The sequence below is a fragment of the Clostridia bacterium genome (assembly GCA_012841935.1).
Taxonomy (GTDB): domain Bacteria; phylum Bacillota; class Peptococcia; order DRI-13; family DTU073; genus DUTS01.
Map to the genome: position 1 here is coordinate 1 of DUTS01000092.1, position 24,544 is coordinate 24,544.

The window sequence follows — 24,544 nt, forward strand, 5'->3', positions numbered from 1 at the left end:
AAAATTGTGTAAACTAATTTACCTTTAACAAAATTATTAAATAATTATACTCCTAATTTACAATTAAAAAACAAAGGTGAGCAGTAATCGAAAAGATCATAAATCTTTTAAAGCTAGGGGTACTGCTTCTACCACATCTCCAGCTATAACACCCCTTTCACCTTTTTCCGCAGCTACAATTTCCCCAGCCAAACCATGTAAATAAACACCTAATAAGGCAGCTTTTTTTGTTGATAATCCCTGAGCCAACAAACCGGCAATTAAACCAGCTAAAACATCACCAGTTCCGGCTGTAGCCAAAGCAGAAGAACCTGTTGAATTTATGTAAACCTCTTGTTCAAGGGTAGTAATAATAGTTACCACACCCTTTAAAACTGTAATAGCTTGAAAAGTATTTGCGGCCTGTAGAGCCACATCCACCGGGTTTTTTAGCACTTGCTCTGTAGTTATTTTTAACAAACGAGCCATTTCCCCAGGATGAGGTGTAAGAATTAGCGGTGCTTTTTTCTGAGCCAATAGTTCCGGCTCCTGGGCTAAAACATTTAAGCCATCAGCATCTAAAACAAGCGGCATTTTAAATTGTATTATTTTAGTTAATAGTTCTTTAATTCCTTTTTCAGTTTTTAAACCAGGTCCAAAAACCAAAGCCTTTTTACCCGCTAAATTAGCTTTAATAATTGGCCACGCCTCTGCAGCCAAAGTACCCTTTTCCGTCTCAGGCAGTGCTAAAGTAATTGCCTCCGGTAAAGCTAAATTAAAAAAAGGAGCCTGAGATTGAGGCACACCTACCGTAACTAAACCAGCACCTGAACGCAAAACCGCCTTACTTGCTAAATAAGCTGCACCCATCATCCCTTGGGAACCAGCTAATACTAAAACATGTCCAAAAGTATTTTTATGACCTGTTTCATCACGCAGCGGCAAACACTTTTGAGCCATTTGACGTTCAAAATAGTATTGTTTTATATCCACTAATTCCAAACCTGATTCTGGGATAGAAATATCGGCAATAAACAATTTGCCAATATTTTTTTTAGCCGGATAAAGCAATTGTCCCCTTTTAGCCCAAGCAAAAGTAACAGTATAATTAGCCTGCACACAAGGCTTGGCAACATAACCCTGATCAGCATCTACCCCAGTAGGCACATCAATAGCCAATACCGGTATAGAGGCATGATTTACTAATTTAATAGTTTTGACAATATTCTCAGGAAGTGATGCTCGCAGACCAGTACCCAAAATACCATCAATAACTAAAGTAGAATTACTTAAACATAATTTTAATAAATAAAAGCTATGTTCATCAGCTAAGTAGTGACCTTTAATCCCTTGGTCCTTTAAAAGTTCCCAATTTTTTCGTACCAAACCAGGCCATTCTTCAGGAGGAAAAAGGAAAAATAGATTAATTTCCATACCCTGTTGATAAAGATGACGAGCAGCAACAAGGGCATCCCCCCCATTATTACCTTTACCGATTAAAAACAATAGGCTTTGTTTTGGCTCCGCCCCGATTACATTTTCCACAGCCAAAGCCACAGCCCGGCCGGCATTTTCCATTAATAATAGTGGGGGAATTCTTTTTTCTTTTTGAGCCCATAAATCAATTTTTCTCATGTCACTACCTGTAATAATTCGCAATCTAATCACCCTTCCCGATGGCCACTGCCAAAGCATAATCATGACAGTGTGAAATGCTTATTTTTATCTCGGCGATTCCCTTTGCGGTTAAAATCTTTTGTAAGGCTTGACTAAATTTCACCCGCGGACAGCCCAGAGAATCAGACTCAATAATTAAATCATGCCAAGAAAGACGAAATAAACCTAAACCCAAACATTTCAAGATTGCTTCTTTCGCGGCAAACCTGCCAGCTAAAGATTCCCAAGGATTTCCCCTAGAAAGACAATATTCCTTTTCCGCTGATGTTAAAATTCGCTCCCAAAATTGTGGGTAACGCTCAGTAAGCTGTTTGATCCTTTTTATTTCAATTATATCGGTACCAACATAAAGCAAATTACGACCTCCCTTAAGCCAATTCCTCCGCAATTACTTCCGCAATTTTAGCGGTTATTTTTTCTAATTGTACTTTATCCATTCCTTCGGCCATAATCCTTAATAAAGGTTCGGTACCAGAGGGTCTGACCAAAAGACGGCCATTAGCCCCCAACAATCTCTCTCCCTCGGAAATAGCAGTAGCAATAGCCTCATTTTCTTGCCAGTCTTCCTTATTTTTCACCTTAACATTAACTAATACTTGTGGATATACAGTCATTTGCTTTACCAATTCACTTAAAGGCTCCCTAGTTTCCCTAATTATTTTCAACAATTGTAAAGCTGTTAAAAGACCGTCACCAGTAGTGTTTTGCCGCAGGAAAATAATATGTCCAGATTGCTCCCCACCCAAAATGGCTCCACTTTGCAGCATTTTCTCCAAAACATAACGATCACCAACTTGAGTTTCATAAACCTGCACACCAGCCTCTTGAAAAGCCTTTTTTAAACCTAAATTACTCATCACCGTAACTACAATTTTCCCCTTTAAAAGACCTTTAGCCTGCAAATCAAGACCACAAATCACTAAAGTCTGATCACCATCCACGATTTTACCATTTTCATCAACAAAAAGAACCCGATCCCCATCCCCATCATGTGCAATCCCCAAATTAGCTTCATATTTTAAAACCGCATCTTGTAGGGCCCGCAGATGTGTAGAACCACAATTATGATTAATATTTACCCCTGTAGGTAAATCATTAATACTAATTACCTGTGCACCTAATTCACGATAAACCCGAGGAGCAATTTCGCTAACTGCTCCATGAGCACAATCTACTACAATTCTTAAACCAGTAAGTGGAACATTTACCGCTTCTTTTAAAAACTGGCCATATCGATTCAAAGCATTAGGGAAAGGAATTATTCTACCCACATCACCACCAATGGGTCTGGGTAAATTTTCCGTACCCCGCAAAACAAGGGTCTCTATTTTTTCCTCAACTTCATCTGGCAATTTATAACCAAATTCATCAAAAAACTTAATACCATTATCCTCAAATGAATTATGGGAAGCCGAAATCATTACTCCGGCACATGTTTTTATTTCTTTAGTTAAATAAGCCACCCCTGGTGTGGGAATAACACCTGCAGCATAAACATCTACCCCTGCCGAACAAATACCTGCAGCTAAAGCACTTTCCAACATAGAACTGGAAATCCTAGTATCAATACCTAATAAAATGGCTGTCCGTTCATCACTATTTTTTAAAAGCGTACCAGCGGCTCTGCCCAAACTAAAAGCTAATTCTGGGGTTAATTCTTGATTAGCCAATCCCCTCACCCCATCAGTTCCAAAAAGCTTACTCATTTTTACCAATACCCCTTCCCTTAATCTTCTTCTTCCACCTCTACCTTACTAAGTGTAACTTCAATCCGCTGTGGTTCCATTTTTTCAACCTGTAAATTAGATGGTAACTCAATCTTTACAGCTAAATTATGCACACCTGGCTTTAAATCCGCGACATCAATAAAAGCCTTAATTTCACTTTTTTCCAATTCCATATCTGTCCGCGGTCCCTTAATACTAACCTGTACTTTATCAGTTTTTAAAGCAACACGATCATCACCAGCCAAATTAAGTACAGTTATAGGAACATCTGTAAAGTCTTTCACAACAGTAATCGCCTCAACTTGTACCAAGACCTTTACTACAGGTTGATAAAGTAAACTTACTCCTTCCGGGGGAATTAAAGCCACTTGCGTAGAATAGCTTTCTTTAATGCCTGTAATATCAATTGGGGCAGTATTTACTTGATAAATTTGACTCAAAGCCTCATAACTTCCCGTAATTCTAACTGTTTCCGGATCTAAAATCACCCTAGCAACCCGAAAACCTTCTGCTGGTCCACCTTTAATATTCGGTTTAATGGCAACAGTTTTACTATCCGTGTTCTCCGTAATTGGCACAAAAACCTGAATGTTTTGTGGACTAATTTCAAATTGTCCAGAAACAATTTCCCCCTTCTTGGTCAATAAAGTTACAGGAGGATTAAGAACTAAATTATCCTTGGCCTGTTCCACATTAACCGTAATTAAAGCAGTATCCAAATCAGCCAATAAACCACTTGCCCCTCTAACCACAACCGTAGAAGGTTCCAAAACCGGTTCAAAATAGGAATAACCAGGAGCAACCGTCCCTTGGGTAATCACCCTAATGGGCAGTTGCTTTTCTTTTATTTCATCAATGTGTAAATTAAGACTGGCTGGTCTAATAGCAACTAATTCTACCCCTGCAGGTAAACTGACACTTACCCAATAAGTACCTTCACCCAATTTAGCCCCAGCTAAATTTACCACCGCTTTAATTTCACGACTATTAAGGGCATTTAAGGAAGTACCCCTAACTCTAACTTCCACATTTCCCGGAGGTTCAACCAAAGCCAATCCAGGTGCTAAATTAAGTGGTTCTACACTAACCGAGAAAGGTTTTTCTACAGTGGGATTATCTAAATTTAAAACATAGAACCAAAGTAAAATCGCTAATAAAACCGCCAATATTTTATAAACTACTTCTTCTTGGCCCCGTTTTTTCACCATTAAGACCTCCAATTAAACCAAGACATTAAATTCTGCTGTTTAGTTAACAAACGCTTATCTAAAATATCTTTTAACATATTTTCATCTAAATAACGGGTTAATTTACCTTCTTCGGCCACAGAAATAGTACCCGTTTCCTCAGAAACGATAATAGCCATGGCATCTGATTGTTCAGTTAAACCAATAGCAGCCCGATGCCGAGTACCTAATTCCTTACTTAAATTAAGGTTTTCGGAAAGTGGTAAAAAACAACCGGCAGCAGCTACACGATCTCCCCGAATAATTACAGCCCCATCATGTAAAGGACTGCGCGGTAAAAAAAGATTAACGATAAATTCTGTAGAAACCAAACCATCTATTTTTGTACCAGTTTCAATATAGTCATTAACACCAATTTCTCGTTCCAAAATAATTAGAGCACCAATTTTATTTTCCGAAAAAATTTTCACCGCACGAGCTAATTGTTCTACCACATTACTTAAAGATTCCTCAGTTAACACTGACATGGGCCTAGCAAAAAACTTACCCCGTCCCAATCTTTCCAAGGCCCTCCTTAATTCCGGTTGAAAAACTATGGGTAAGGCTATAACTAATACTTTTGAAGATTGTCTTAAAATCCAAGCAATAGTAGTAAAACCAAACAAGCCACTTAACAAAGAAGCCACTAGTAAAACAAAGAGACCCTTAATTAACTGCACAGCACGCGTCCCTTTAATAATCATCATTAATTTATAAATTACAAAAGCGACAATTAATATATCTAAAATACTGATAATACTGAGTGATTCCCAAGCCAGCCTTCCCAAAACTACTTCCCCCTTTTTAAGGAATTATTTCGGCATTTTCACATTTATATCCTTTAAATATTTATTTAATATATTTAAATTAGAGGGCTAATGATTTTTATTGCTTCATCCTATATAATAAAATACAGTGACTCACTTCTTTATCATAACATAAAAAGTGACTCTTTGCTTTCCATAATTTTTTTCGATCTAGCCATTTTTTATTTGTATTTTGTCACTTAGTAAAATATAATCCTGAACATAGATTATCAAGGAGGGAAGAATTATGCGTAAATATGCCATACCACTTACCATTCTCTGCATTATTTCCGGTTTCTTCCTTGCCTTTCAATTAAAGGCACAAAGTAAAACTACCAATTTTGATGCCATTAGCCAAAAAAATGCCAACCTCATCAAGGTAATTCAAGCTTTAGAAAAAGAAATTGAATCCCAAGAAGACCAAATCGAGATAATGCGTAATCAATTTAATGAACTGCAAAATCAAAGCACCAAAGGACAATTACAGGACTTGCAGCAAGAAATTAGACAAGCTAAAATAAAAGCCGGCTTAACACCAGTTATCGGCAAAGGTATAATTATTACTTTAGATGATAATAAAGAGGGGCTTTTAAATTCCCCCCATGAAGATCCCAATAAGTATATCATCCATTATGAACATTTACTCAATTTAATTAATGAATTAAAAATTGGCGGTGCAGAAGCCATCGCCATAAATGGTCAGCGTTTAATTACTAATTCCGAAATTCGCTGTGTAGGTAATTTAATTTTAATTAATACTACCCGTATTGCACCACCTTTTGAAATTTGTGCCATTGGCAGTCCCAAATTAATGTTAGAAAGTGTTTCTTTGGGTCAATTAAACCTTTTAAAAGCAGCTCATTATCCGGTTACCATTATCGAAAAAGATGATTTAATTCTTCCAGCCTATAAAGGTGAAATGCAATTTAAATATGTCAATCCTCATTAAAAGGAGGGCTTATTCAAATGTGGTTTTTCATTCCCATAATTGGCTTAATTATCGGTGCTTTTTTAGGCTCAAGTATTTCCCTACAATTACCACCTATCTTTATTAAATATATGTCAATTGCCGTTTTAGCCTCTTTAGACTCTGTCTTTGGAGGTATTAGGGCTATCCTTGAAGATACCTTTGATGGCATGATTCTTTTAACCGGTTTTTTTACTAATGCACTTTTAGCCGCCTTATTATCTTATTTGGGAGATCGTTTAGGTGTAGATCTCTATTATGCTGCTGTTTTTGCCTTCGGTGTCCGTATTTTTCAAAATTTGGCCTCTATCAGACATCATGCTTTAACCCATTATTACCGGAAAAAAGAAAATAAACGGAGTGTTGAGCATGAATAAAACTTATTGGCAAATTCCCATCACCATTGTTTTACTTTTTCTCGGAATTATGCTTTCTTTACAATTTCAAGCCCAGACCCGCATCGCTAGTGATCTCACTTATCAAAGAAGTGAAACCTTAATTGCCATGGTTCGCGGACTTTCCGAAAAAAGACAAAAACTAGCTTTAGAAATTATTGATCTTAGTAATCAACTTAGAGCACAAATGGAAAGCAGCCGTGACGAAAAAAAACTGCTAGAAAGCATCTCTTCGGAAATGGAAAAGCTGCGTATTATTAATGGCACTACCCCCCTACAAGGTCCCGGAATTATTATTACCATTGAAGAAGATATGCCCATTATTTATACCGATCTTTTAAATATTAGCAATGAACTTTGGAATGCAGGTGCAGAAGCCATTTCTATTAATGAATACCGACTTACTAATCACAGCACCATTTCCGTAGCCGAAGACACCCAAGGTAAAGATGGCTACCATATTTTTATGACTGTTAACCACAAACAACTAACATATCCTATCACCATTAAGGCTATTGGTGATCCCCACAATTTAGAAAAAGGACTGACCTTACCCGGAGGGATTATGGATAATTTAGCCCTTTTCAATGCCTATCCTCAAATAGAAAAAGCAGACAGCTTAGAAATTCCCCCTATCAAAAAACCAACCGTCTACTATTTTTTAAATGAATATCGTCCCGAAGAAAAAATAACTGAACAAACTTAAGTCTGTACAATCGCCCCCAAACTTTGGGCCATTCCCTTAACACTCGGCAATAAACCCATTGTTTTTAAAAAAGGGGCCTCCTGTTCCATCAAATTAATCTTTTTAAACATTCTCCACCGTTTTTCCCCGGAAAAAGATTCCAAAAATAATTCCTCCTGCAAATTAAAACTTCTAGTTTTAATTAATTCTACTTTAGAACCAAGTTTCGACATTTCCTTTTTTATATTACCATTATAAACATTTAAACATAACCAATCCCCACAGAGATAATATTCACAAAAACTAGGGGATTTTTCTTTTGCTGTGGACTGGTAAAAATAACACAGATTTTTAGTCAGGTGCTGATTTTTCTCGGTTATTTTTTTTAGAGTCTCTACAGCCCCCTGCCGACTTCTCCACAAAAACAAAGCTGATTGTACCGGAAAACTATCCACCCCTTTAACCTGAGATTGTTTTAATAATTTATCAATAGGTAAACCTAAAATTGCCGCCTGATATAATTTACGTACTGGTAAATAATATTTTTGTTGAAATTTAATATTATTACCCAAAGCCTCAACTAATTTATATTCCCATTTGGCAAGATTAAGTGGTTGTTGTGCATAAATAAACACTTCTTGTTTAGTAATTAAAAACTCACAAACAATCCCACTAAAAATATCATAATTAAATTCACTGACATTTTCCGGCCGCAGTAATTTATAACATGTACCACCCTTAAATTCTCCAGTTAAAAAAATATCGGGATTTGCCTCTAAATATTTAATCACCAAATTAGGCTGAGGCAAATGATAGACAGAACAAAAAACACGATAATTTATCGGGTTTTCGGGATGTTCTTTAGATAAGACCTCACTTCCCAAATACCCAAAACTATTCAAACACATAAATTCAGCTTGTTTTAAAATTTCCAATTCATAAGTAATTTTTTTCACTTCATCATTTAAAGTACTCACAATTATAAACACTTTAACTACACTTTTTACACCTAAATCCCTTATTTCCAGAAGACCGCTTTTTAAAAAGGTATACTTTTCTAAGGATTTGCCCACTGCTAACAAAAAATCTTCGCGTGAAGATAATGCTTTCCTTTTCTGTAAACTCATAAAATCATAAAGCAGGGCTCCATCCATTCTTTTTAAAGCACTTAAACATAATTGTGCAAATTCGGCTATTGTTAAATTACCAAGCCCCATTTTACGCCACAACTTATTTTTATTGGCTTCTAAAAAACTCTTCCGCAAAAAATCAATAAAACAATCCTCATCTATGGCCACCACAGTATTAAATCTCATATTTTGCAGATAGGCGTCCTTTAATAAAGCCAAAGCAATAGCTAAATCAATTTGTACATATCCCTGCAGCTTTTGTGCCCAATACTGTCGATGGGGAATTATTAATTTCTGCCACAGATATCTTTTAATCCCTTGATGGTCAAAGCTCAGGGAAAAATAATGGGCCGTTAATTCCCGCTCATTTAAGCCATTTTTCTCTAAAATTATTAAATCACAATAACCCTGCCAACGTTCTAAAGTAACATAGGCCTGATAATTTTCCCTGGGCAAAACAATTCACCTCACATTAAAATATCTCCTAGAAAAATTTCGCTATCCCCAGGGCTTTTTCCTTTAATTTTTTTCCACAAATTACCGACACAAAAAAGGGGTTTTTTACACCCCTTAAACAACAAGTTTTTTATTTAAAATTTTTTGCCCACTATTTGGATGCAGATTTTCTCCATCAGCCCAAGCTAATTTACCATTTACCCATACTTTTTTTACACCTTCGGAAAAAATATTAGTTTTTTCCCTAGTAGCCTTATCTGTAATCGTTTCCGGATCAAACAGTACCAAATCAGCTTGATAACCTTCTTTTAATAAACCTCGCCTCTTTAAATTTAACCTGCGGGCTGGCTGGGAGGTTAATTTAGCGATCGCTTTTTCCCAAGTAAGTAAACCCTTTTCGCGTACAAACCATCGCAAAATTCGCGGAATATTACCATAAGCACGCGGATGAATGGCCCTACCCCCGGCATGAATACCGGCATCACTGGCAAAAAAGGTTAAAGGATGTACTGCCGCTAATTCTAGGTTTTCAGCACTCATCGAATGCTGAAACACTTTCCGACCAACATCAGTACTAGAATATGTATAACCATAAAAATCAGCCCTAATATCTAAACCATCTGCCTCAGCTTCACTGAGCATTTCCAGAATTCGAGGTACTTTAGACCAATTCCGTTTAAAACCTGCTTTTAAATGACTATATTGTACCGGAACCCCTGCTTGAAAACCGATTTCAATGGCTTCCTCAAGAGCCTCTAAAACCCGGTCATATTCACTGCGTATATGGGTAGCATAAAAACCTCCCTTTTCTTTAAGTACTTCACATAAAGCAATCACTTCTTCTGTAGAAGCATAAGTCTGAGGCCAATATTCTAAGCCGATGGAAAGTCCCACAGCCCCATCTTCCAAGGCCTTAGCCAAATAGTTTTGCATCTGATTTATTGCTTGTAGTGTAGCCTTCTCAGGACAATCCCGTCCCCAAACCATTTGCCGTAAAGTAGCATACCCCATTAATGAACCATAATTAATCTGCATTTCAGGTACTCTTTGAAAAAAGTCCTTTAAATCACGCGGTGAACGTCCGCAATTTCCGCCAATTTGCAGAGTGACACCTTGTGATAAAAAAGGACTCATCTCACCACCACTTAAAAAATAGTCTTCAGTATGTGTATGTACATCTATAAAACCTGGAGCCAAAATATAACCATGTCCGGCAATCACTTCCACAGTTTCACTAACCAAAAAATCCCCGCTAGCCACAATTTTGTCATCTTTAACTGCCAATTTACCCGGGAAACCAGGATTACCCGAACCATCTATCAAAAAAACATTTTCAATTACCCAATCACAATCCACAGGTTTTGCCGCCTGTGCTTTTTTTATTTCCCGCTCATTTTCCACTATTTTAACCGGTAAAACCACTGCTGCACCTAAGATCCCCAGATAAGCCAAAAATTCCCGCCGGGTCAACATTGCTAATACATCTCCCCTAATGAATTATTAACTTATCTTTCTACAGCCCTAACCATAATTCCTGTTCATACTAAAAAATTCTTTTATCTTACCGGTCCCTCACGTTGAACTTCGGTTGATTTTTCCCCTAAATTTAGGTGCCGACCAATTTTGGCAACTCCCACTCCAGTACCCCCAAAACGCTTTTCCAATTTTAATAATAAACTATATTCTAGATCAGAAAATGGTCGTCTCGGTATCGTACCAAAACGCGAATCCTTTAAAAAATATTCAGCAATAGCTCGATCCGCCAAATCACGATACAGGGAAAATTCGTCAACAATTTTATTTGCTTCCCCCCAAACAGCCTCAATCTCCCGCCTTTTTTCCCGACAATCATAATTTAAACCCACAGCTGCTGCCTCTTTTTTAAGCTCAGCAATCTGCTGAAGCCCTTTTTCTATTTGCGAAGAAAGAAAATACAAATTACAATCTACTACTTTTCCCCATCGCTGATATTTTCTTAAAGCATCGGTTTTTTGCACTAATCTCTGCGGTCCATCAGACTTAAGTTCTGGTAAATTATCCAGAACAGCTTGAATGCGACCAGCCGCACAACAAACCTTTGCTTCTAAATCAGCCTTTTCACTCTCATAATTCAAAGTTTGTATCTTCAAACAGGATTCATCAAACTGCCGCCATTTTTGATTTGTTTCTTGAAAAGATTGTTCCAATTGCCTTAATTCATCCTTACCTACCTCTTTCAATAAATGAAGAGCACCCCAAACTTTTTCATAGGCTTTAAAATTTCCATCTAAATCTGCTTTATAGTTTTTAGCAAAAGAAAGCAAATCAGAAGGCAAAAGCTGTTTAGTATCTTCAGGTAACCAATAACTGTAATCTACACCATCTTGATAGCCATAATAAATCCCTTGAATACCGTGACTCAAAAAATTTGAATAATGAAGACTTGTTTTTTGTGCATTTATTTTTTCTAATTCCCTTTCAATAATCTCACTTCTTTGACTGTGCAAAAACTCTTTAACAATCAATTCTAAAGGTAAAAAATTAGCTTCGATTTGCTTATTAAAAACCTCATACTCCTTACGCAAATTATTTTGTAAATCCTCACCTTTTAAATTTCGTGTAAGTACATCTTTATTGAACTTATCAATAATGGCCCTTTGACAAGTTTGATAATTTAAATCAAAAGTCTCCCTTAAATTCTCTAAAAATTTGTTTTCTTCCTCAGCAGACACCGACGGCTTTTTCCCCCAAAGACTACTTAATTTTTTTCTTAATCCCAATTTTTCTTCCTCCAATCAATACCAATTAGCAATTTTAATATAATTATAGCATATTTTCACACATCTTTACAAAAAAATTAATTAAGTTTTTTTAATAATCGTAAACAATCATCACGCGGACCAGTACCTGTATTAGGCCAATTTTGAATAGCTCCACCCATGGCCACACAAATATATTCGCGACCATTTTTTTCAGCCAAAATAGCCCAACATTCACCAGCCTGAGAAGTAGTACCAGATTTACCACCTAAAATTCGAAAGCCTTCTTGATTAACATCTTCCAAAAGTGTCAGCACTGTGGACTGTAAGAGTAAGCCTTGAGGATGATCCAATGTAGGTGTGCTGAGATAAGTTTTTGTAGTTATAATTTCCCGAAAAAATTCATTATTTAAGGCAAAATCCAATAATCTTGCTAAATCATGAGCTGTAGAATATTGCCCGGGATCATCTAGTCCCTCTGGATTAACAAAATAAGTATTTTCTAAACCTAAAAACTCAGCCTTTTCATTCATTAAATCCACAAAATTTTCCACACTACCTGCTAAATTAACTGCTAAAGAGTTCGCTGCCTCTCCCCCCGAACTTAATAAAGCACCATAAAGTAAGTCCCGATAAGTTACTTTTTCACGTCCATAGAAACCAGCCAAAGAAGCATTTTTAGCTACCATCTTTTGATAAGTAGCCACATCCACTACTACCAATTCATCCAAATCCGCGATCTCTTCTAAAGCCACAATTGCAGTCATAATTTTAGTTAAAGAAGCAGGATATATTTTTTTATTTTCCTCAGCCGCCAGTTTTATAGTTTGACTTTGCCGCTCCCAAACACACAACTGGGGGCAGTAGTAATTTTCATTTAAAACAGTAGGTGTATTTAATAAGGCTACTTGATAACCCAAAAGAAAAAACCCAGCCAAAACCACTAAAGTGATAATTATTTTACGCATTTTCCGTACCACACTGATATGATTCTACCCGATTTTTACCCTTCTTTTTGGCTAAATATAAAGCTTCATCCGCTTTTTTCGTTAAAGTATGAATATCAAAAATATCTTCACCCAATGAAGAAACACCAAAACTAGAAGTAAGCTTAAGCTTAAGGGGTTTTTTATCTTTATAAACAACTAAATCCCGCATATTAATACGCAATCTTTCTGCAACCAAGACCGCTTGTTTAGTTTTTACACCCGGAAGGCAAATAATGAATTCCTCACCACCATAACGACCCACAAAATCATATTTGCGTAAAGAATCCACAAAACATTTAGCTACACCTTTTAAAACTTCATCACCAACTAAATGACCATAATTATCATTAACTTTTTTAAAATCATCCAAATCAGCCATAATTAAAGAAAGTGGAGCCCCTAACCGCTTATAACGTTCTAATTCACCATCCAAGCGATCAATAAAAGCACGCCGATTTAAAAGACCGGTCAAAGAATCGGTTAAAGCTAACTGCATAATTTGATCCTCTAACCTAATAATTCTCTCCCCGGTTTTTAAACGAAACTTTAATTCCATTTCATTAAAGGGCTTAATAATATAATCATCAGCCCCAGCTTCTAAACCTTTTATTACATCTTCTTTATCAGCATTAATAGTTAACAAAATTAGATAAATATAACCTCTTTCCTGCATTTGACGAGTTTTCCTACATACTTCTAACCCATCAATATAAGGCATTACCCAATCAACAATTGCCAATTTGGGTCCATTTTCCTCACTTAATTTTCCAATAGCTTCAGCACCATTATTGGCCACAACAACAGTATAGCCCCATTTGTTTAAAATATCTTTTAATATTTTTTGATAATAACGACTATCCTCTGCTACTAAAACCTTCAACTTTTTTGCCCCCCGACCAGACAATAACACTTCACATAACTTTATTTCGCCCTAAAATTAAAATTACCTGCTTTTTAAAAGCACCTCCTTTATTTTTTCAGTCATTAATCTTGTGCCTACACAAAAACAGCCATTTTCGTAAATGTCTGCGGTTCTCCAACCTTGGTCTAAAACATTTTCCACGGCATTTTCAATATCCCGAGCACCTGCAGGACAGTTAGCGGTCATTTCCAAAAACATAGCTAGTGATAAAATAGCAGCTAGAGGGTTAGCCTTATCCTGCCCAGCCAAATCTGGTGCCGAACCATGTACCGGTTCATATAAAGCCGGACCATCACCTAAACTTGCTGAAGGCAGCATGCCCAAAGAACCACCCAAAACAGAGGCCTGATCAGAAAGGATATCACCAAAAGTATTTTCCGTAACCAAAACATCAAATTGTCCAGGGTTTAAACAAAGCTGCATAGCACAATTATCTACATATAAATGATTCAGAACAACATCCGGATAAGCTGCAGCTTCTTCTAAAACAATTTTACGCCACAAACGTGAAGTTTCCATGACATTGGCTTTATCAACAGAAGTTAATTTTTTTCTTCTTTTTTGAGCTAACTTAAAACCAGCCTTCACAATTCTTCTGATTTCTACATCACTATACTCAATCGTATCATAAGCAAAATCCTTTTTTCTACCTTTAGCCCCAAAATAGGCTCCTCCAGTAAGTTCACGCACAATTAATAAATCTACACCTTTTAACCTTTCTTTTTTAAAAGGCGACTGCTCAATTAATTGCGGCCAACATTTAACAGGCCGCAAATTGGCATATACCCCCAAAAATTTTCGCAAGGCAAGTAGACCCATTTCCGGCCTTACTTTACTTTCCGGATGATCAAATTGGGGATCACCTACCGCCCCCAGAAAAACAGCATCACTTGCAGCTACCAAATTCCGAGTAGCCTGCGGAAATGGCTCCCCACTTTCCCTAATAGCTGCACCACCGAGAAGCCCCTTTTCTTTAACTATGTTCAAATCATATTTTTCTGCTACTACATTTAAAATTTCCAAAGCCTGCTCAGTTACTTCTGGTCCGATACCATCACCAGGCAAAACAACTAGTTTAATCAACCTTTTTCACCTGCCTTTGTACATAAGGAATAGCCCCCCCAGCCCTTAAAATTTCCAACATAAATGAAGGAAAGGCTTCACCTTGATATGTTTTTCCACATGTTAAATCTTTAATTTCACCTGTTTGCGGCTTGATTTCCAAAAGCGAACCTTGTCTTAAATATTGTCTAATCCCCGCAATCGTAATTACCGGCAGGCCAATATTAATTGCATTACGGTAAAAAATACGGGCAAAACTTTCCGCCAAAATACAGCTAAATCCTATCGCTTTTAAAGCTACAGGAGCATGTTCACGCGAACTGCCACAGCCAAAATTTTTACCAGCAACTAAAACATCACCTTTTTCGATTTCCCGGAACAAATTAGGAATAACATTTTCCAAACAATGTTCAGCTAAATATTGGGCTTCACTGCGATTTAAATGACGAGCCGCAATAATTAAATCAGTATCTACATCATCACCCACTAACCAAACTCGACCTTTTAAACTCATAATTATTCCACCTCCTCAGGTGAAGCAATTCTCCCCAAAATGGCGGAAGCCGCGGCCACAGCCGGATTACTCAAATAAACTTCACTCTGCGGGTCTCCCATCCGGCCCACAAAATTTCGATTAGTTGTAGCCACCGCTCTTTCTCCCCGTGCCAAAATCCCCATATAACCACCTAAACAAGGGCCACAGGTAGGTGTACTGACCACCGCACCAGCCTGTATAAAGATTTCCACTAAACCCTCTTTTACAGCCCGCAAATAAAGTTCTTGAGTACCAGGAATAACAATTACTCGTACACGTGGATGAACTTCCCGCTTACGTAAAATTCTAGCCGCTACTTCTAAATCTTCCCAGCGACCATTAGTACAAGAACCGATTACCACCTGATCAAGCTTAATTTCCCGTCCTTTTTCCACAGGCTGAACATTAGACGGCAAATGCGGAAAAGCTACCAAGGGCTCCATATTTGTTACCTCAATTTCAATAATGCGGCTGTAATTGGCCTGGGGATCACTTTCATAAATCTTACCTGTCCGTGAAGTACGAGAAACCAAATATTCCTTGGTTTTTTCATCAGCTACCATAATCCCATTTTTCGCCCCAGCTTCAATGGCCATATTAGCCATGGTAAAACGTCCATCTAAAGACAAATCTTCAATAGCCTCCCCACAAAATTCCAAAGCCTGATAACGTGCCCCAGAAACCCCAATCTCCCCAATTAAGGCCAAAATATAATCTTTACCACTTACCCAAGGATTACGCGGTTTACCTTTAAAAATTACTTTAATGGTTTCCGGAACCCTAAACCAAAGTTCTCCCTTAGCCATACCTACCGCTAAATCAGTACTACCCACACCTGTAGAAAAAGCACCCAAAGCCCCATAAGTACAGGTATGGGAATCAGCCCCAATAATCAAATCACCAGGAGAAATCAAACCCCTTTCCGGTAAAAAACAGTGTTCAATTCCACAACGTCCCACTTCGTAATAATGTAAAAGATTTTGCTCCTCGGCAAAATTCTTTAATAATAAACACTGTTCTGCTGAAGCAATATCCTTAGCAGGTGCAAAATGATCAGGAATTAAAACAATTTTTTCCCGGTCGAAAACCTTTTCTACCCCAATTTTATTAAATTCCTTAATAGCTAAAGGGCCAGTAATATCATTGGCTAATACCAGATCCAATTTAGCCTGAATTAAATCACCAGCTTTAACCTGATCTAATCCGGCATGTGCCGCCAAAATTTTTTCAGTTATTGTCATTCCCATCACACTTCCCCCACTTCTACCAATTGCGGAAACTGCCGCACAATTTTATTTAAAGCATTAAGATAAGCCCGTGCACTAGCCTCGATAATATCCACACTCAAACCACGACCCAAATAAATGTTCCCATCAAAGGAAACACGCACAATTACTTCACCCTGTGCATCTTTACCCTCAGTAACTGCACTAATACTATAAGACTCTAATTTAACCGGCAGGGACACTAATTTTTCAATTGCTTGATAAGTAGCCTCTACCGGACCACCTGCACAAGCCGCCTCCTCTTTTAAAATACCTTTAATTTTTAAACCTACAGTAGCTGTAGCTGAAATTTTTGTACCTGCGGTAAGTTGTAAATGCTCTAATTCATAACAATCTTCACCTTTATCCAGTAAATTACTATCCAATAAAATTAATAAATCCTCTTCCAAAACTTCCTTTTTACGATCAGTTAATTCTTTAAATTCCCGAAAAGCACGTTCTAATGCTTCCCCTTCCAAAAAATAACCCCATTCCTTTAATTGTACCTGAAAAGCATGTCTTCCAGAATGTTTACCCAAAACAAGTTTAGGTGAACTAATTCCCAGCATTTCCGGATTCATAATTTCATAAGTAGTCCTTTCTTTTAAAACACCATCTTGATGAATACCAGATTCATGAGCAAAAGCATTTTTACCCACAATAGCCTTATTAGGCTGTACCGCCATCCCGGTCAAAGTACTTACCAAGCGGCTAGTACGATAAATTTCCCGTGTCTTAATTCCGGTCGTAAATCCTAAACTATTCCGCCGTGTATAAAGAGCCATCACTACTTCTTCTAAAGAAGCATTACCAGCCCGCTCCCCAATACCATTTACCGCTACTTCAATTTGTCGGGCCCCATTACGTACTGCTGCCAAAGAATTAGCTACCGCCATACCCAAATCATTATGACAATGAACACTAATTACTGCTTGCTCAATATTAGGCACCCCTTTTTTTAGAGCCCCAATAAATTCACCAAATTCCCAAGGCAGAGCATAACCCACAGTATCTGGAATATTTATTACCGTGGCTCCAGCAGCAATTACCGCAGTAATCACCTCACATAAAAATGGTAATTCACTGCGAGAAGCATCTTCGGCGGAAAACTCCACATCAGCTACTAAACTTTTAGCTAATTTAACTGCACGTACAGCCATTTCCTTTACCTCTACGGCGGTTTTTTGTAATTTTTTACGCATATGAATTTCAGAGGTAGCTAAAAAAGTATGGATACGGGGTTTTTCTGCTTCTTTTATCGCCTCATAGGCTGCCCGAATATCCTTTTCATGTGCCCGAGCCAAAGCAGTAATCACCGGTCCTTTTACTTCTCGTGCAATCTGCTGCACAGCTTTAAAATCTCCACTAGAAGCAATCGGAAAACCAGCTTCCAAAACATCAACCCCTAATTTAGCCAATTGTTTGGCTAAAATAAGTTTTTCCTCCATATTTAAATTAACACCCGGTGATTGTTCTCCATCCCTTAAAGTAGTATCAAAAATAAAAATTCTGGAATCACTCATTACTCATCACCCCATTCCATTTCTTCCAAACCTTTACCTCCCAAAACTACAGGATAAACATTTTCCCCAGCCGCCACTTTTATTTCCAGTAAACCTAAACCCGGTCTATTGAGCAATTCATTAATTTTTTCCCTTAAATCAACAGCTTTTTCCACAGTTAAACTTAAGGCCCCATAAGCCTTAGCTAAATATTTAAACTCAGGTCGGCGGCGAAAATGAACCGCAGTATGTCTGCCCTGACAATAATGATCTTGTAATTGTTTTACCATTCCCAAAGCCTGGTTATTGATCAAAATAATTTTTAAAGGTAAATTTTCTTCTAAACAGGTACCCAATTCTGCCAGACCCATTTGAAAACTACCATCCCCAGTAAGCACTAGTACCACAGCTTCCGGTGCTGCTATTTGAGCCCCAATTCCGGCAGGTATACCATAACCCATCGTTCCTAAACCACCAGAACTAATAAAGGTACGTGGTTTTTTAATTTTTAACCACTGTGCAGCACCAACTTGATGTTGCCCCACATCAGTAGTCACAATTGTTTTCTCATCCAAAAATTCATTTAAGACCATCATAATTTTTTTAAAAGTTAAACCTGATATGGACTCCTTTTTTTCAGGTAATGACCACCAATTATCTTTTTGCTCCTCAGGCAAATCAGCTAACAGCTGCTGTAGAACAATTTTTAAATCACCAACCAAAGGCACATCAACAGCCACATTTTTACCAATTTCCGCACTATCAATATCTAAATGAATAATTTTAGCCTGAGGTGCAAATTTACTTACTTCCCCAGTCACCCGATCATCAAAACGCATACCTAAGGCAATAAATAAATCACATGTCTGTACAGCCAAATTAGCTTCCGGTAAGCCATAGGTTCCCAACATTCCTAAAGCTAATGGATGTTCACGGGATATACTGCCTAGTCCCATCATTGTATTTATCACTGGAATATTTAGTTTTTCAGCCAAAACAAGCAATTCTTCTTCTGCCTGAGCACTTAAAACCCCACCACCGGCACAAATCAAGGGGCGTTTTGCTTCCTTTAATAATTTAATAATCTGTTTTAACTGCCCCTGATGTCCCACCAAATTTGGCTTATAACCACGTAAGTTTATTTTTTCACAAACCTCAGCCTTGGCTAAAGCTTGGGCCACATCTTTTGGTAAATCAATGAGTACTGGTCCTGGTCTACCACTAGACGCAATATAAAAGGCTTCCTTGACAATTCGCGGTATAGACGCGGCTGCTTTTACCAAATAATTATGTTTGGTAATCGGTTCGGAAATTCCGGTAATATCCACTTCTTGAAAAGCGTCAGTACCAATCATTTTCAAAGGTACTTGACCAGTAAAAACAACCAAAGGAATCGAATCCATATAAGCCGTAGCAATCCCGGTAATCAAATTTGTAGCACCTGGCCCTGAAGTAGCTAGACAAACTCCCGGCTTTTTGCTTACCCGGGCATAACCACTAGCAGCGTGTGCCGCACCTTGTTCATTACGAGTAACTACTAGACGAATTTCGGAAGTTTGCCCCAAAACATCAAAAATTTCTAAAGCCGCTCCCCCCGGATAAGCAAAAACTACTTCCACAGCTTCCTTTAGCAAGCTTTCCACCAAAATTTCCGCACCTGATTTCATTAAAGCCACCTCCCTGGATAATTACTTTTTCAACCAAGGCATTTTTGCTCTTAATTCTGCCCCTACCTTTTCCAAACCATGAGCTGCATCCCTTTTTCTCAGTGCATTGTATTCAGGTCTACCTGCTTGATTTTCCAAAATCCAGCGTTTGGCAAAAGTACCTTCCTGAATTTCCTTTAACACCTTTTGCATTTCTTTTCTTGTTTCTTCAGTGATGATCCGACTACCAGTAACCAAATCACCATATTCGGCGGTATCACTAATCGAATAACGCATATTAGCTATACCACCTTCATAAATCAAATCAATAATTAATTTTAATTCATGGCAGACTTCAAAATAAGCCAATTCAGGCTGATAACCTGCTTTCACTAAAGTATCAAAACCAGCTCTAATCAATTCTGTTAAACCACCACATAAAACACATTGTTCACCAAATAAATCTGTTTCCGTTTCTTCTTTAAAAGTAGTAAGTACCGCTCCAGCACGTGTACAACCTACACCTTTGGCATAGGCCAAAGCCAAATCCATAGCTTTACCACTTGCATCCTGATAAACAGCTACTAAACCAGGAATACCAATCCCCTCTTGATATAATCTTCGTACCATATGACCCGGGCCTTTAGGTGCAATCATAAAAACATCAATTTCAGCTGGTGGCACAATCTGACCATAATGAATATTAAATCCGTGAGAAAAAACTAAAGCATCTCCAGGCTTTAAATTCGGTTCAATTTCCTGCCGATAAACTACAGACTGTTTTTCATCAGGTAGTAAAATTTGAATAACCTCAGCCTGAGAAACAGCCTCCGCAACCGAAAAAACCTGAAAACCATCTTTTTCCGCCTGTGACCAAGACTTACTTCCTTGTCGCAAACCAATAATTACCTTGACACCACTATCCTGTAAATTTTGAGCTTGGGCGTGTCCTTGGCTGCCATAACCAAGTACCGCCACTGTTTTTCCCGCTAAATTTTTTAAATCTGCATCCCCATCATAAAACATCTTTGCCATTTTCTTACCCCCTAAAATAATTATTTAGATCCTCGGACCATGGCCACTTTGCCAGTTCTCACCAATTCCTGAATGCCAAATGGTCTCAAGGAATGAATAATTGCTTCAATTTTACCTTCATCACCCGTAGCCTCCACAATCAGCGAACGTCTACCAATATCAATAATGCGACTGCGAAAAACATCCATTAACTGCAATATTTCCTGTCTTTCTTCAGGACCGGCGGCCACTTTAATTAACAACATTTGTCTTTCCACTATTTCCTCTTGGGTAATGTCTTGTACCTTAATTACTTCTACCTGTTTATTCAATTGTTTACTTACCTGTTCAATAACCCGATCATCACCTTCTACAACCAAAGTAATACGTGAAATGGTTCGCTCCTCGGTTTCTCCCACCACTAAGCTCTCAATATTATAGCCCCTGCGGGCAAACAACCCAGCTACCCTAGAAAGAACCCCCGGACGATTTTCAACTAAGACGGCTAATGTGTGCTTCACCAGACCACCTCCCCAACATTTCATTTATTTTCCCCCCAGGGGGAATCATTGGTAAAACATTTTCCTTAGGATCAACTAAACACTCAACCACAACAGGTCCGGGAGTTTGTAGAGCCTCCCGGATAAGTGTTTTTACTTCCCCGGGTTTACTAATCTGTAAACCTTTTATCCCATAAGCTTCCGCTAATTTTAAATAATCAAGCCCACCCTTAAATAAAGATTCCGCATAATGACCTTGAAAAAAGAACTCCTGCCACTGTCTAACCATACCTAAACAAGAATTATTTAAAATAAATACTTTTACCGGCAATTGATACTGTGCCATTACTGCTAATTCCTGTAAAGACATTTGAAAACTGCCATCACCAGTGAACAAAACGACCATTTCTCCCGGTCTGCCAAATGCCGCTCCAATAGCCGCTGGTAGACCAAAACCCATTGTTCCCAAGCCACCAGAGGTGACAAAACTTCTTTTTCCTACTAAAGGATAATATTGAGCAACAAACATCTGATGCTGTCCTACATCAGTAGTAATGATTGCTTTTTGTCCCCAACTGGCAACCCCCTCAATAATTTCCTGTGGTTTAATCATTTCACCTTTTTCATATTGTAAAGGATATGCCTTTTGCCAGCCATTTATTTTTTCCCACCAAACTGCCAAATCAAAACTAACCCCTTTTAACTCTGCCATTATTTCTTTTAAAAATTCACGCACGTCACAAACTACAGGATAATCTGCTTCCACATTTTTTAACAATTCCGCAGGATCAATATCCACATGTATAATTTTTACATCCTCCAAAAAATGTTCCGGATTACCAGTTACCCGGTCACTAAAACGCGTCCCCAGAGCTAGCAATAGATCACACTCACTCATAGCTAAATTAGCCGCTGGTCGACCGTGCATTCCCACCATACCCAAAACAAATTCTTCTTTTTCCGCAACAACACCTTTACCCATTAAAGAAGTAACTACCGGTATCCCCGTATAATGTACAAAAGCGGCCAATTCTTTTTCTGCATCTGCCGCAACAACACCTCCCCCTGCGAAAATTAATGGCCTTTGAGCCTCTTTTAAAACTGCAGCAATTTTACCCAATTGTCTTGCCAAACCATTCTTAAAACAAATCTTTTGCCCTTCATTAACAACCTCTTTTAATTCAACCTTTTCCGTAAAAATATTTTTTGGCAAATCAATTAGTACTGGTCCTGGTCTACCTTCCCGGGCCAAACTCCAAGCTTCAGCCAAAACCCCCGGCAATTCGTCTATTTTTCTTACTAGGTAATTATGTTTGGTAATCGGCATGGTAATACCGACAATATCCGCTTCCTGAAAAGAATCCCGTCCAATACTATCTACACTCACCTGACCAGTAATAGCTAATAAAGGAACCGAATCCAAATAGGCATTGGCAATTCCAGTTACCAAATTAGTAGCCCCTGGCCCCGAAGTAGCAAAACAAACCCCAGTTTTCCCACTCACCCGAGCATAACCATCAGCAGCATGTACTGCTCCCTGTTCATGACGAGTCAGCACATGTTGTAAAGAAGATTTACCCAAGGCATCATAAAGTACCAATACTGCCCCTCCAGGATAACCAAAAATAACCTCTACCCCTTTTTCTTCTAAAAATCGTACAATATATTCCGCACCATTCATCAAGCACACCTCCTTAAAAAAAACTCTCGCCCATGACTTAAATCAGGGGCGAGAGAATACCCGCGGTACCACCCTACTTACCTCAAAAAAGGTCACTCCTACAAAATAACGGCTTGCCACCGGCTTACCCTACTTAACCTTTCGAATAAGCAGCTCTGGGACGAGCAAAGTTAAACTGTATGTCTCGGCTTTCACCTACCCCGATTCTCTGTACCATACTAAGGTTTAACTATTTCCCTTCATCGCTTTTAATGAATAAAATTGAGTATAGTATATACAAAAAAAGAGACACCTGTCAACTACTTTTTTCTACAAACAAGTAAAATTAAACAAATCACACCTTTTACTCACGTTACTCTAATTTTAAATTAGATCACTAAATTCCCGTAAAAAAAATGCAATGACTATGCATAAAGTCATTGCACTTAAAAGACTAAAGTCTTTTAATCTTCGGCAACATCTGTTTGCAAACGATTATCCATAAGAAAAGTTAAAGAATAAAGACCTGCTAAACCTACAAGTGAAAAAATCACCCTACTGATAAGTGTCATTTGTCCGCCAAAAAGTGTGCCAATAAAATCAAAACCAAATAAACCAATAAGTCCCCAATTAATCGCTCCAATGATAACTAAAACTAAAGCCAATGTGTCCATAATTTCACTCCTTTCTTTCACTAGGATGACACATTTTACCAAACTTTATTCATTTATCTTGGGCAAGCTAATTTTTGGTGAATACTTATGGAAAAAAAGTTTATTCCCGCCTTAAGATTTAAGTGGCTAACCCCCTTTTTTGATTCCCTGATGAAACTTACAGGTTTAGAAAAAAAAATTAACCAATTTTTCCTGCAGTCTGCCGAAATTAAAGGAGGGGAAACTATCCTTGATTTTGGTTGTGGTACAGGTACATTTCTTTTAATACTAAAAAAAGAAAACCCCACAGCAAGGGTTTTTGGTTTAGATATTGATCCTCAAATTATAAAATTCGCTCAAAAAAAAATTCAATGCAGCAATTTAGAAATAAATTTACAAACCTATGCTGGTAAAGAATTCCCCTATCCTTCCCAAACTTTTGACTTAGTTTTCTCCAGTCTGGTTTTTCATCATTTGCACAAAAAACAAAAAATACTTGCTTTACAAGAAATATATCGCATCTTAAAAAAAGGAGGTTATTTCCACCTCCTCGATTTTGACCAAGCAGGTCAACTATTTTTACAGCTTTTATTTCTACCGATTCGTTTTATAGATGGATTTCCTAATACTAGGGATCATGCTAAAGGCAATTTACCCCAACTAATACAAGCAACAGGTTTTAAACAATTAAGAGAAAAAAAACAACTGCTTACTCCCCTAGGCAAACTTTCTTTTTATCAGGCAGCTAAAAATTAAAACCAACCCATTAATTGTGTAAATAATACTCCTGCACCAACAATCCATAAATAATAGGAGAATATTTTTAAGGATTTATTTTTTATAATCTCCAACATCCAACGCACCGCAATATAACCGCAAACTGCGGCTACCAATGTACCAATCAAAAGGGCCCCCATACCAATTCCCTCAATATTTCCCTTGAATAAATCAACACTTTGCACTAATGCCGCCCCCATAATAGCAGGGAGGGAAAGTAAAAAAGAAAAGCG

The 24,544-nt window shown here is 37.8% G+C and carries 24 protein-coding genes and 1 other annotated feature; of the genes, 4 read left to right on the forward strand and 20 right to left on the reverse strand.

The window, feature by feature from the left end:
• Positions 1-96 precede the first annotated feature (96 nt).
• From GX687_05135 to GX687_05155, 5 genes are read right to left on the reverse strand one after another with little or no spacing between them, the layout of a single operon-like run.
• Positions 97-1,638: an NAD(P)H-hydrate dehydratase gene (locus GX687_05135; protein ID HHX96823.1), complete on the reverse strand. Its 1,542-nt coding sequence runs from the start codon at positions 1,636-1,638 to the stop codon at positions 97-99.
• A gap of 1 nt (position 1,639) precedes the next feature.
• Positions 1,640-2,011 carry a holo-ACP synthase gene (gene acpS / locus GX687_05140; protein ID HHX96824.1) on the reverse strand — a complete coding sequence of 124 codons (372 nt, stop codon included), beginning with the start codon at positions 2,009-2,011 and terminating at the stop codon, positions 1,640-1,642.
• A 13-nt stretch (positions 2,012-2,024) separates the two neighbouring features.
• Entirely contained in the window at positions 2,025-3,362 is a 1,338-nt protein-coding gene (locus tag GX687_05145) for a phosphoglucosamine mutase (protein ID HHX96825.1), read from the reverse strand.
• 20 nt (positions 3,363-3,382) lie between these two features.
• Positions 3,383-4,591 carry a hypothetical protein gene (locus GX687_05150; GenBank protein ID HHX96826.1) on the reverse strand — a complete coding sequence of 403 codons (1,209 nt, stop codon included), beginning with the start codon at positions 4,589-4,591 and terminating at the stop codon, positions 3,383-3,385.
• A complete protein-coding gene (locus GX687_05155; GenBank protein ID HHX96827.1) occupies positions 4,591-5,316 on the reverse strand; it encodes a TIGR00159 family protein in 726 nt (241 codons plus the stop codon). Before GX687_05155 ends, GX687_05150 begins: the two co-directional genes overlap by 1 nt.
• A gap of 346 nt (positions 5,317-5,662) precedes the next feature.
• On the opposite strand from GX687_05155, the gene GX687_05160 reads away from it, so the two are divergent.
• Genes GX687_05160 through GX687_05170 form a run of 3 tightly spaced genes read left to right on the forward strand, consistent with a single transcriptional unit; the run spans position 5,663 to position 7,483 of the window.
• Positions 5,663-6,364 carry a DUF881 domain-containing protein gene (locus GX687_05160; GenBank protein HHX96828.1) on the forward strand — a complete coding sequence of 234 codons (702 nt, stop codon included), beginning with the start codon at positions 5,663-5,665 and terminating at the stop codon, positions 6,362-6,364.
• A gap of 17 nt (positions 6,365-6,381) precedes the next feature.
• Positions 6,382-6,759 (forward strand): small basic family protein, encoded by a 378-nt coding sequence (locus GX687_05165; GenBank protein ID HHX96829.1) that lies wholly within the window; start codon positions 6,382-6,384, stop codon positions 6,757-6,759.
• A complete protein-coding gene (locus GX687_05170) occupies positions 6,752-7,483 on the forward strand; it encodes a DUF881 domain-containing protein (protein ID HHX96830.1) in 732 nt (243 codons plus the stop codon). The genes GX687_05165 and GX687_05170 overlap by 8 nt, the downstream gene beginning before the upstream one ends.
• Here the strand turns inward: GX687_05170 and GX687_05175 are convergent.
• From GX687_05175 to GX687_05240, 14 genes are all read right to left on the reverse strand, one after another.
• Positions 7,480-9,048, reverse strand: a complete 1,569-nt coding sequence (locus GX687_05175) for a hypothetical protein (GenBank protein ID HHX96831.1) — start codon at positions 9,046-9,048, stop codon at positions 7,480-7,482. The two genes, GX687_05170 and GX687_05175, sit on opposite strands and share 4 nt — an antisense overlap.
• 114 nt (positions 9,049-9,162) lie before the next feature.
• A complete protein-coding gene (locus GX687_05180) occupies positions 9,163-10,521 on the reverse strand; it encodes a D-aminoacylase (GenBank protein HHX96832.1) in 1,359 nt (452 codons plus the stop codon).
• Between the two features lie 83 nt (positions 10,522-10,604).
• Positions 10,605-11,807 carry a hypothetical protein gene (locus GX687_05185; protein ID HHX96833.1) on the reverse strand — a complete coding sequence of 401 codons (1,203 nt, stop codon included), beginning with the start codon at positions 11,805-11,807 and terminating at the stop codon, positions 10,605-10,607.
• 77 nt (positions 11,808-11,884) lie between these two features.
• Positions 11,885-12,754 carry a D-alanyl-D-alanine carboxypeptidase gene (locus GX687_05190; protein HHX96834.1) on the reverse strand — a complete coding sequence of 290 codons (870 nt, stop codon included), beginning with the start codon at positions 12,752-12,754 and terminating at the stop codon, positions 11,885-11,887.
• Positions 12,747-13,655 (reverse strand): diguanylate cyclase, encoded by a 909-nt coding sequence (locus GX687_05195; GenBank protein HHX96835.1) that lies wholly within the window; start codon positions 13,653-13,655, stop codon positions 12,747-12,749. Before GX687_05195 ends, GX687_05190 begins: the two co-directional genes overlap by 8 nt.
• Before the next feature lie 63 nt (positions 13,656-13,718).
• Entirely contained in the window at positions 13,719-14,780 is a 1,062-nt protein-coding gene (gene leuB / locus GX687_05200; GenBank protein ID HHX96836.1) for a 3-isopropylmalate dehydrogenase, read from the reverse strand.
• Complete coding sequence (locus tag GX687_05205) at positions 14,773-15,273, reverse strand: 3-isopropylmalate dehydratase small subunit (protein ID HHX96837.1); 501 nt, start codon at positions 15,271-15,273, stop codon at positions 14,773-14,775. Before GX687_05205 ends, leuB begins: the two co-directional genes overlap by 8 nt.
• A 2-nt stretch (positions 15,274-15,275) precedes the next feature.
• Entirely contained in the window at positions 15,276-16,535 is a 1,260-nt protein-coding gene (gene leuC / locus GX687_05210; GenBank protein HHX96838.1) for a 3-isopropylmalate dehydratase large subunit, read from the reverse strand.
• A gap of 5 nt (positions 16,536-16,540) precedes the next feature.
• Positions 16,541-18,082 (reverse strand): 2-isopropylmalate synthase, encoded by a 1,542-nt coding sequence (locus GX687_05215; GenBank protein HHX96839.1) that lies wholly within the window; start codon positions 18,080-18,082, stop codon positions 16,541-16,543.
• Complete coding sequence (ilvB, locus tag GX687_05220) at positions 18,082-19,728, reverse strand: biosynthetic-type acetolactate synthase large subunit (GenBank protein HHX96840.1); 1,647 nt, start codon at positions 19,726-19,728, stop codon at positions 18,082-18,084. The genes GX687_05215 and ilvB (GX687_05220) overlap by 1 nt, the downstream gene beginning before the upstream one ends.
• A 21-nt stretch (positions 19,729-19,749) precedes the next feature.
• Positions 19,750-20,742, reverse strand: coding sequence for a ketol-acid reductoisomerase (ilvC, locus tag GX687_05225; GenBank protein HHX96841.1), 993 nt, complete (start codon positions 20,740-20,742; stop codon positions 19,750-19,752).
• 20 nt (positions 20,743-20,762) lie between these two features.
• Positions 20,763-21,242 carry an acetolactate synthase small subunit gene (gene ilvN, locus GX687_05230; GenBank protein HHX96842.1) on the reverse strand — a complete coding sequence of 160 codons (480 nt, stop codon included), beginning with the start codon at positions 21,240-21,242 and terminating at the stop codon, positions 20,763-20,765.
• Positions 21,214-22,902 (reverse strand): biosynthetic-type acetolactate synthase large subunit, encoded by a 1,689-nt coding sequence (gene ilvB, locus GX687_05235; GenBank protein ID HHX96843.1) that lies wholly within the window; start codon positions 22,900-22,902, stop codon positions 21,214-21,216. The genes ilvN and ilvB (GX687_05235) overlap by 29 nt, the downstream gene beginning before the upstream one ends.
• Positions 22,903-22,943: 41 nt before the next feature.
• Positions 22,944-23,154: a binding site (T-box leader), on the reverse strand.
• A 191-nt stretch (positions 23,155-23,345) separates the two neighbouring features.
• Entirely contained in the window at positions 23,346-23,555 is a 210-nt protein-coding gene (locus tag GX687_05240; protein ID HHX96844.1) for a DUF378 domain-containing protein, read from the reverse strand.
• 150 nt (positions 23,556-23,705) lie between these two features.
• Between GX687_05240 and GX687_05245 the strand changes: the two genes are divergently transcribed.
• The gene (locus tag GX687_05245) at positions 23,706-24,290 is read left to right on the forward strand and encodes a class I SAM-dependent methyltransferase (GenBank protein HHX96845.1); all 585 of its coding nucleotides are present in this window, start codon (positions 23,706-23,708) and stop codon (positions 24,288-24,290) included.
• Here the strand turns inward: GX687_05245 and GX687_05250 are convergent.
• The coding region (locus tag GX687_05250) for an undecaprenyl-diphosphate phosphatase (protein HHX96846.1) at positions 24,287-24,544 on the reverse strand (258 nt) is incomplete at its 5' end. The genes GX687_05245 and GX687_05250 overlap by 4 nt on opposite strands.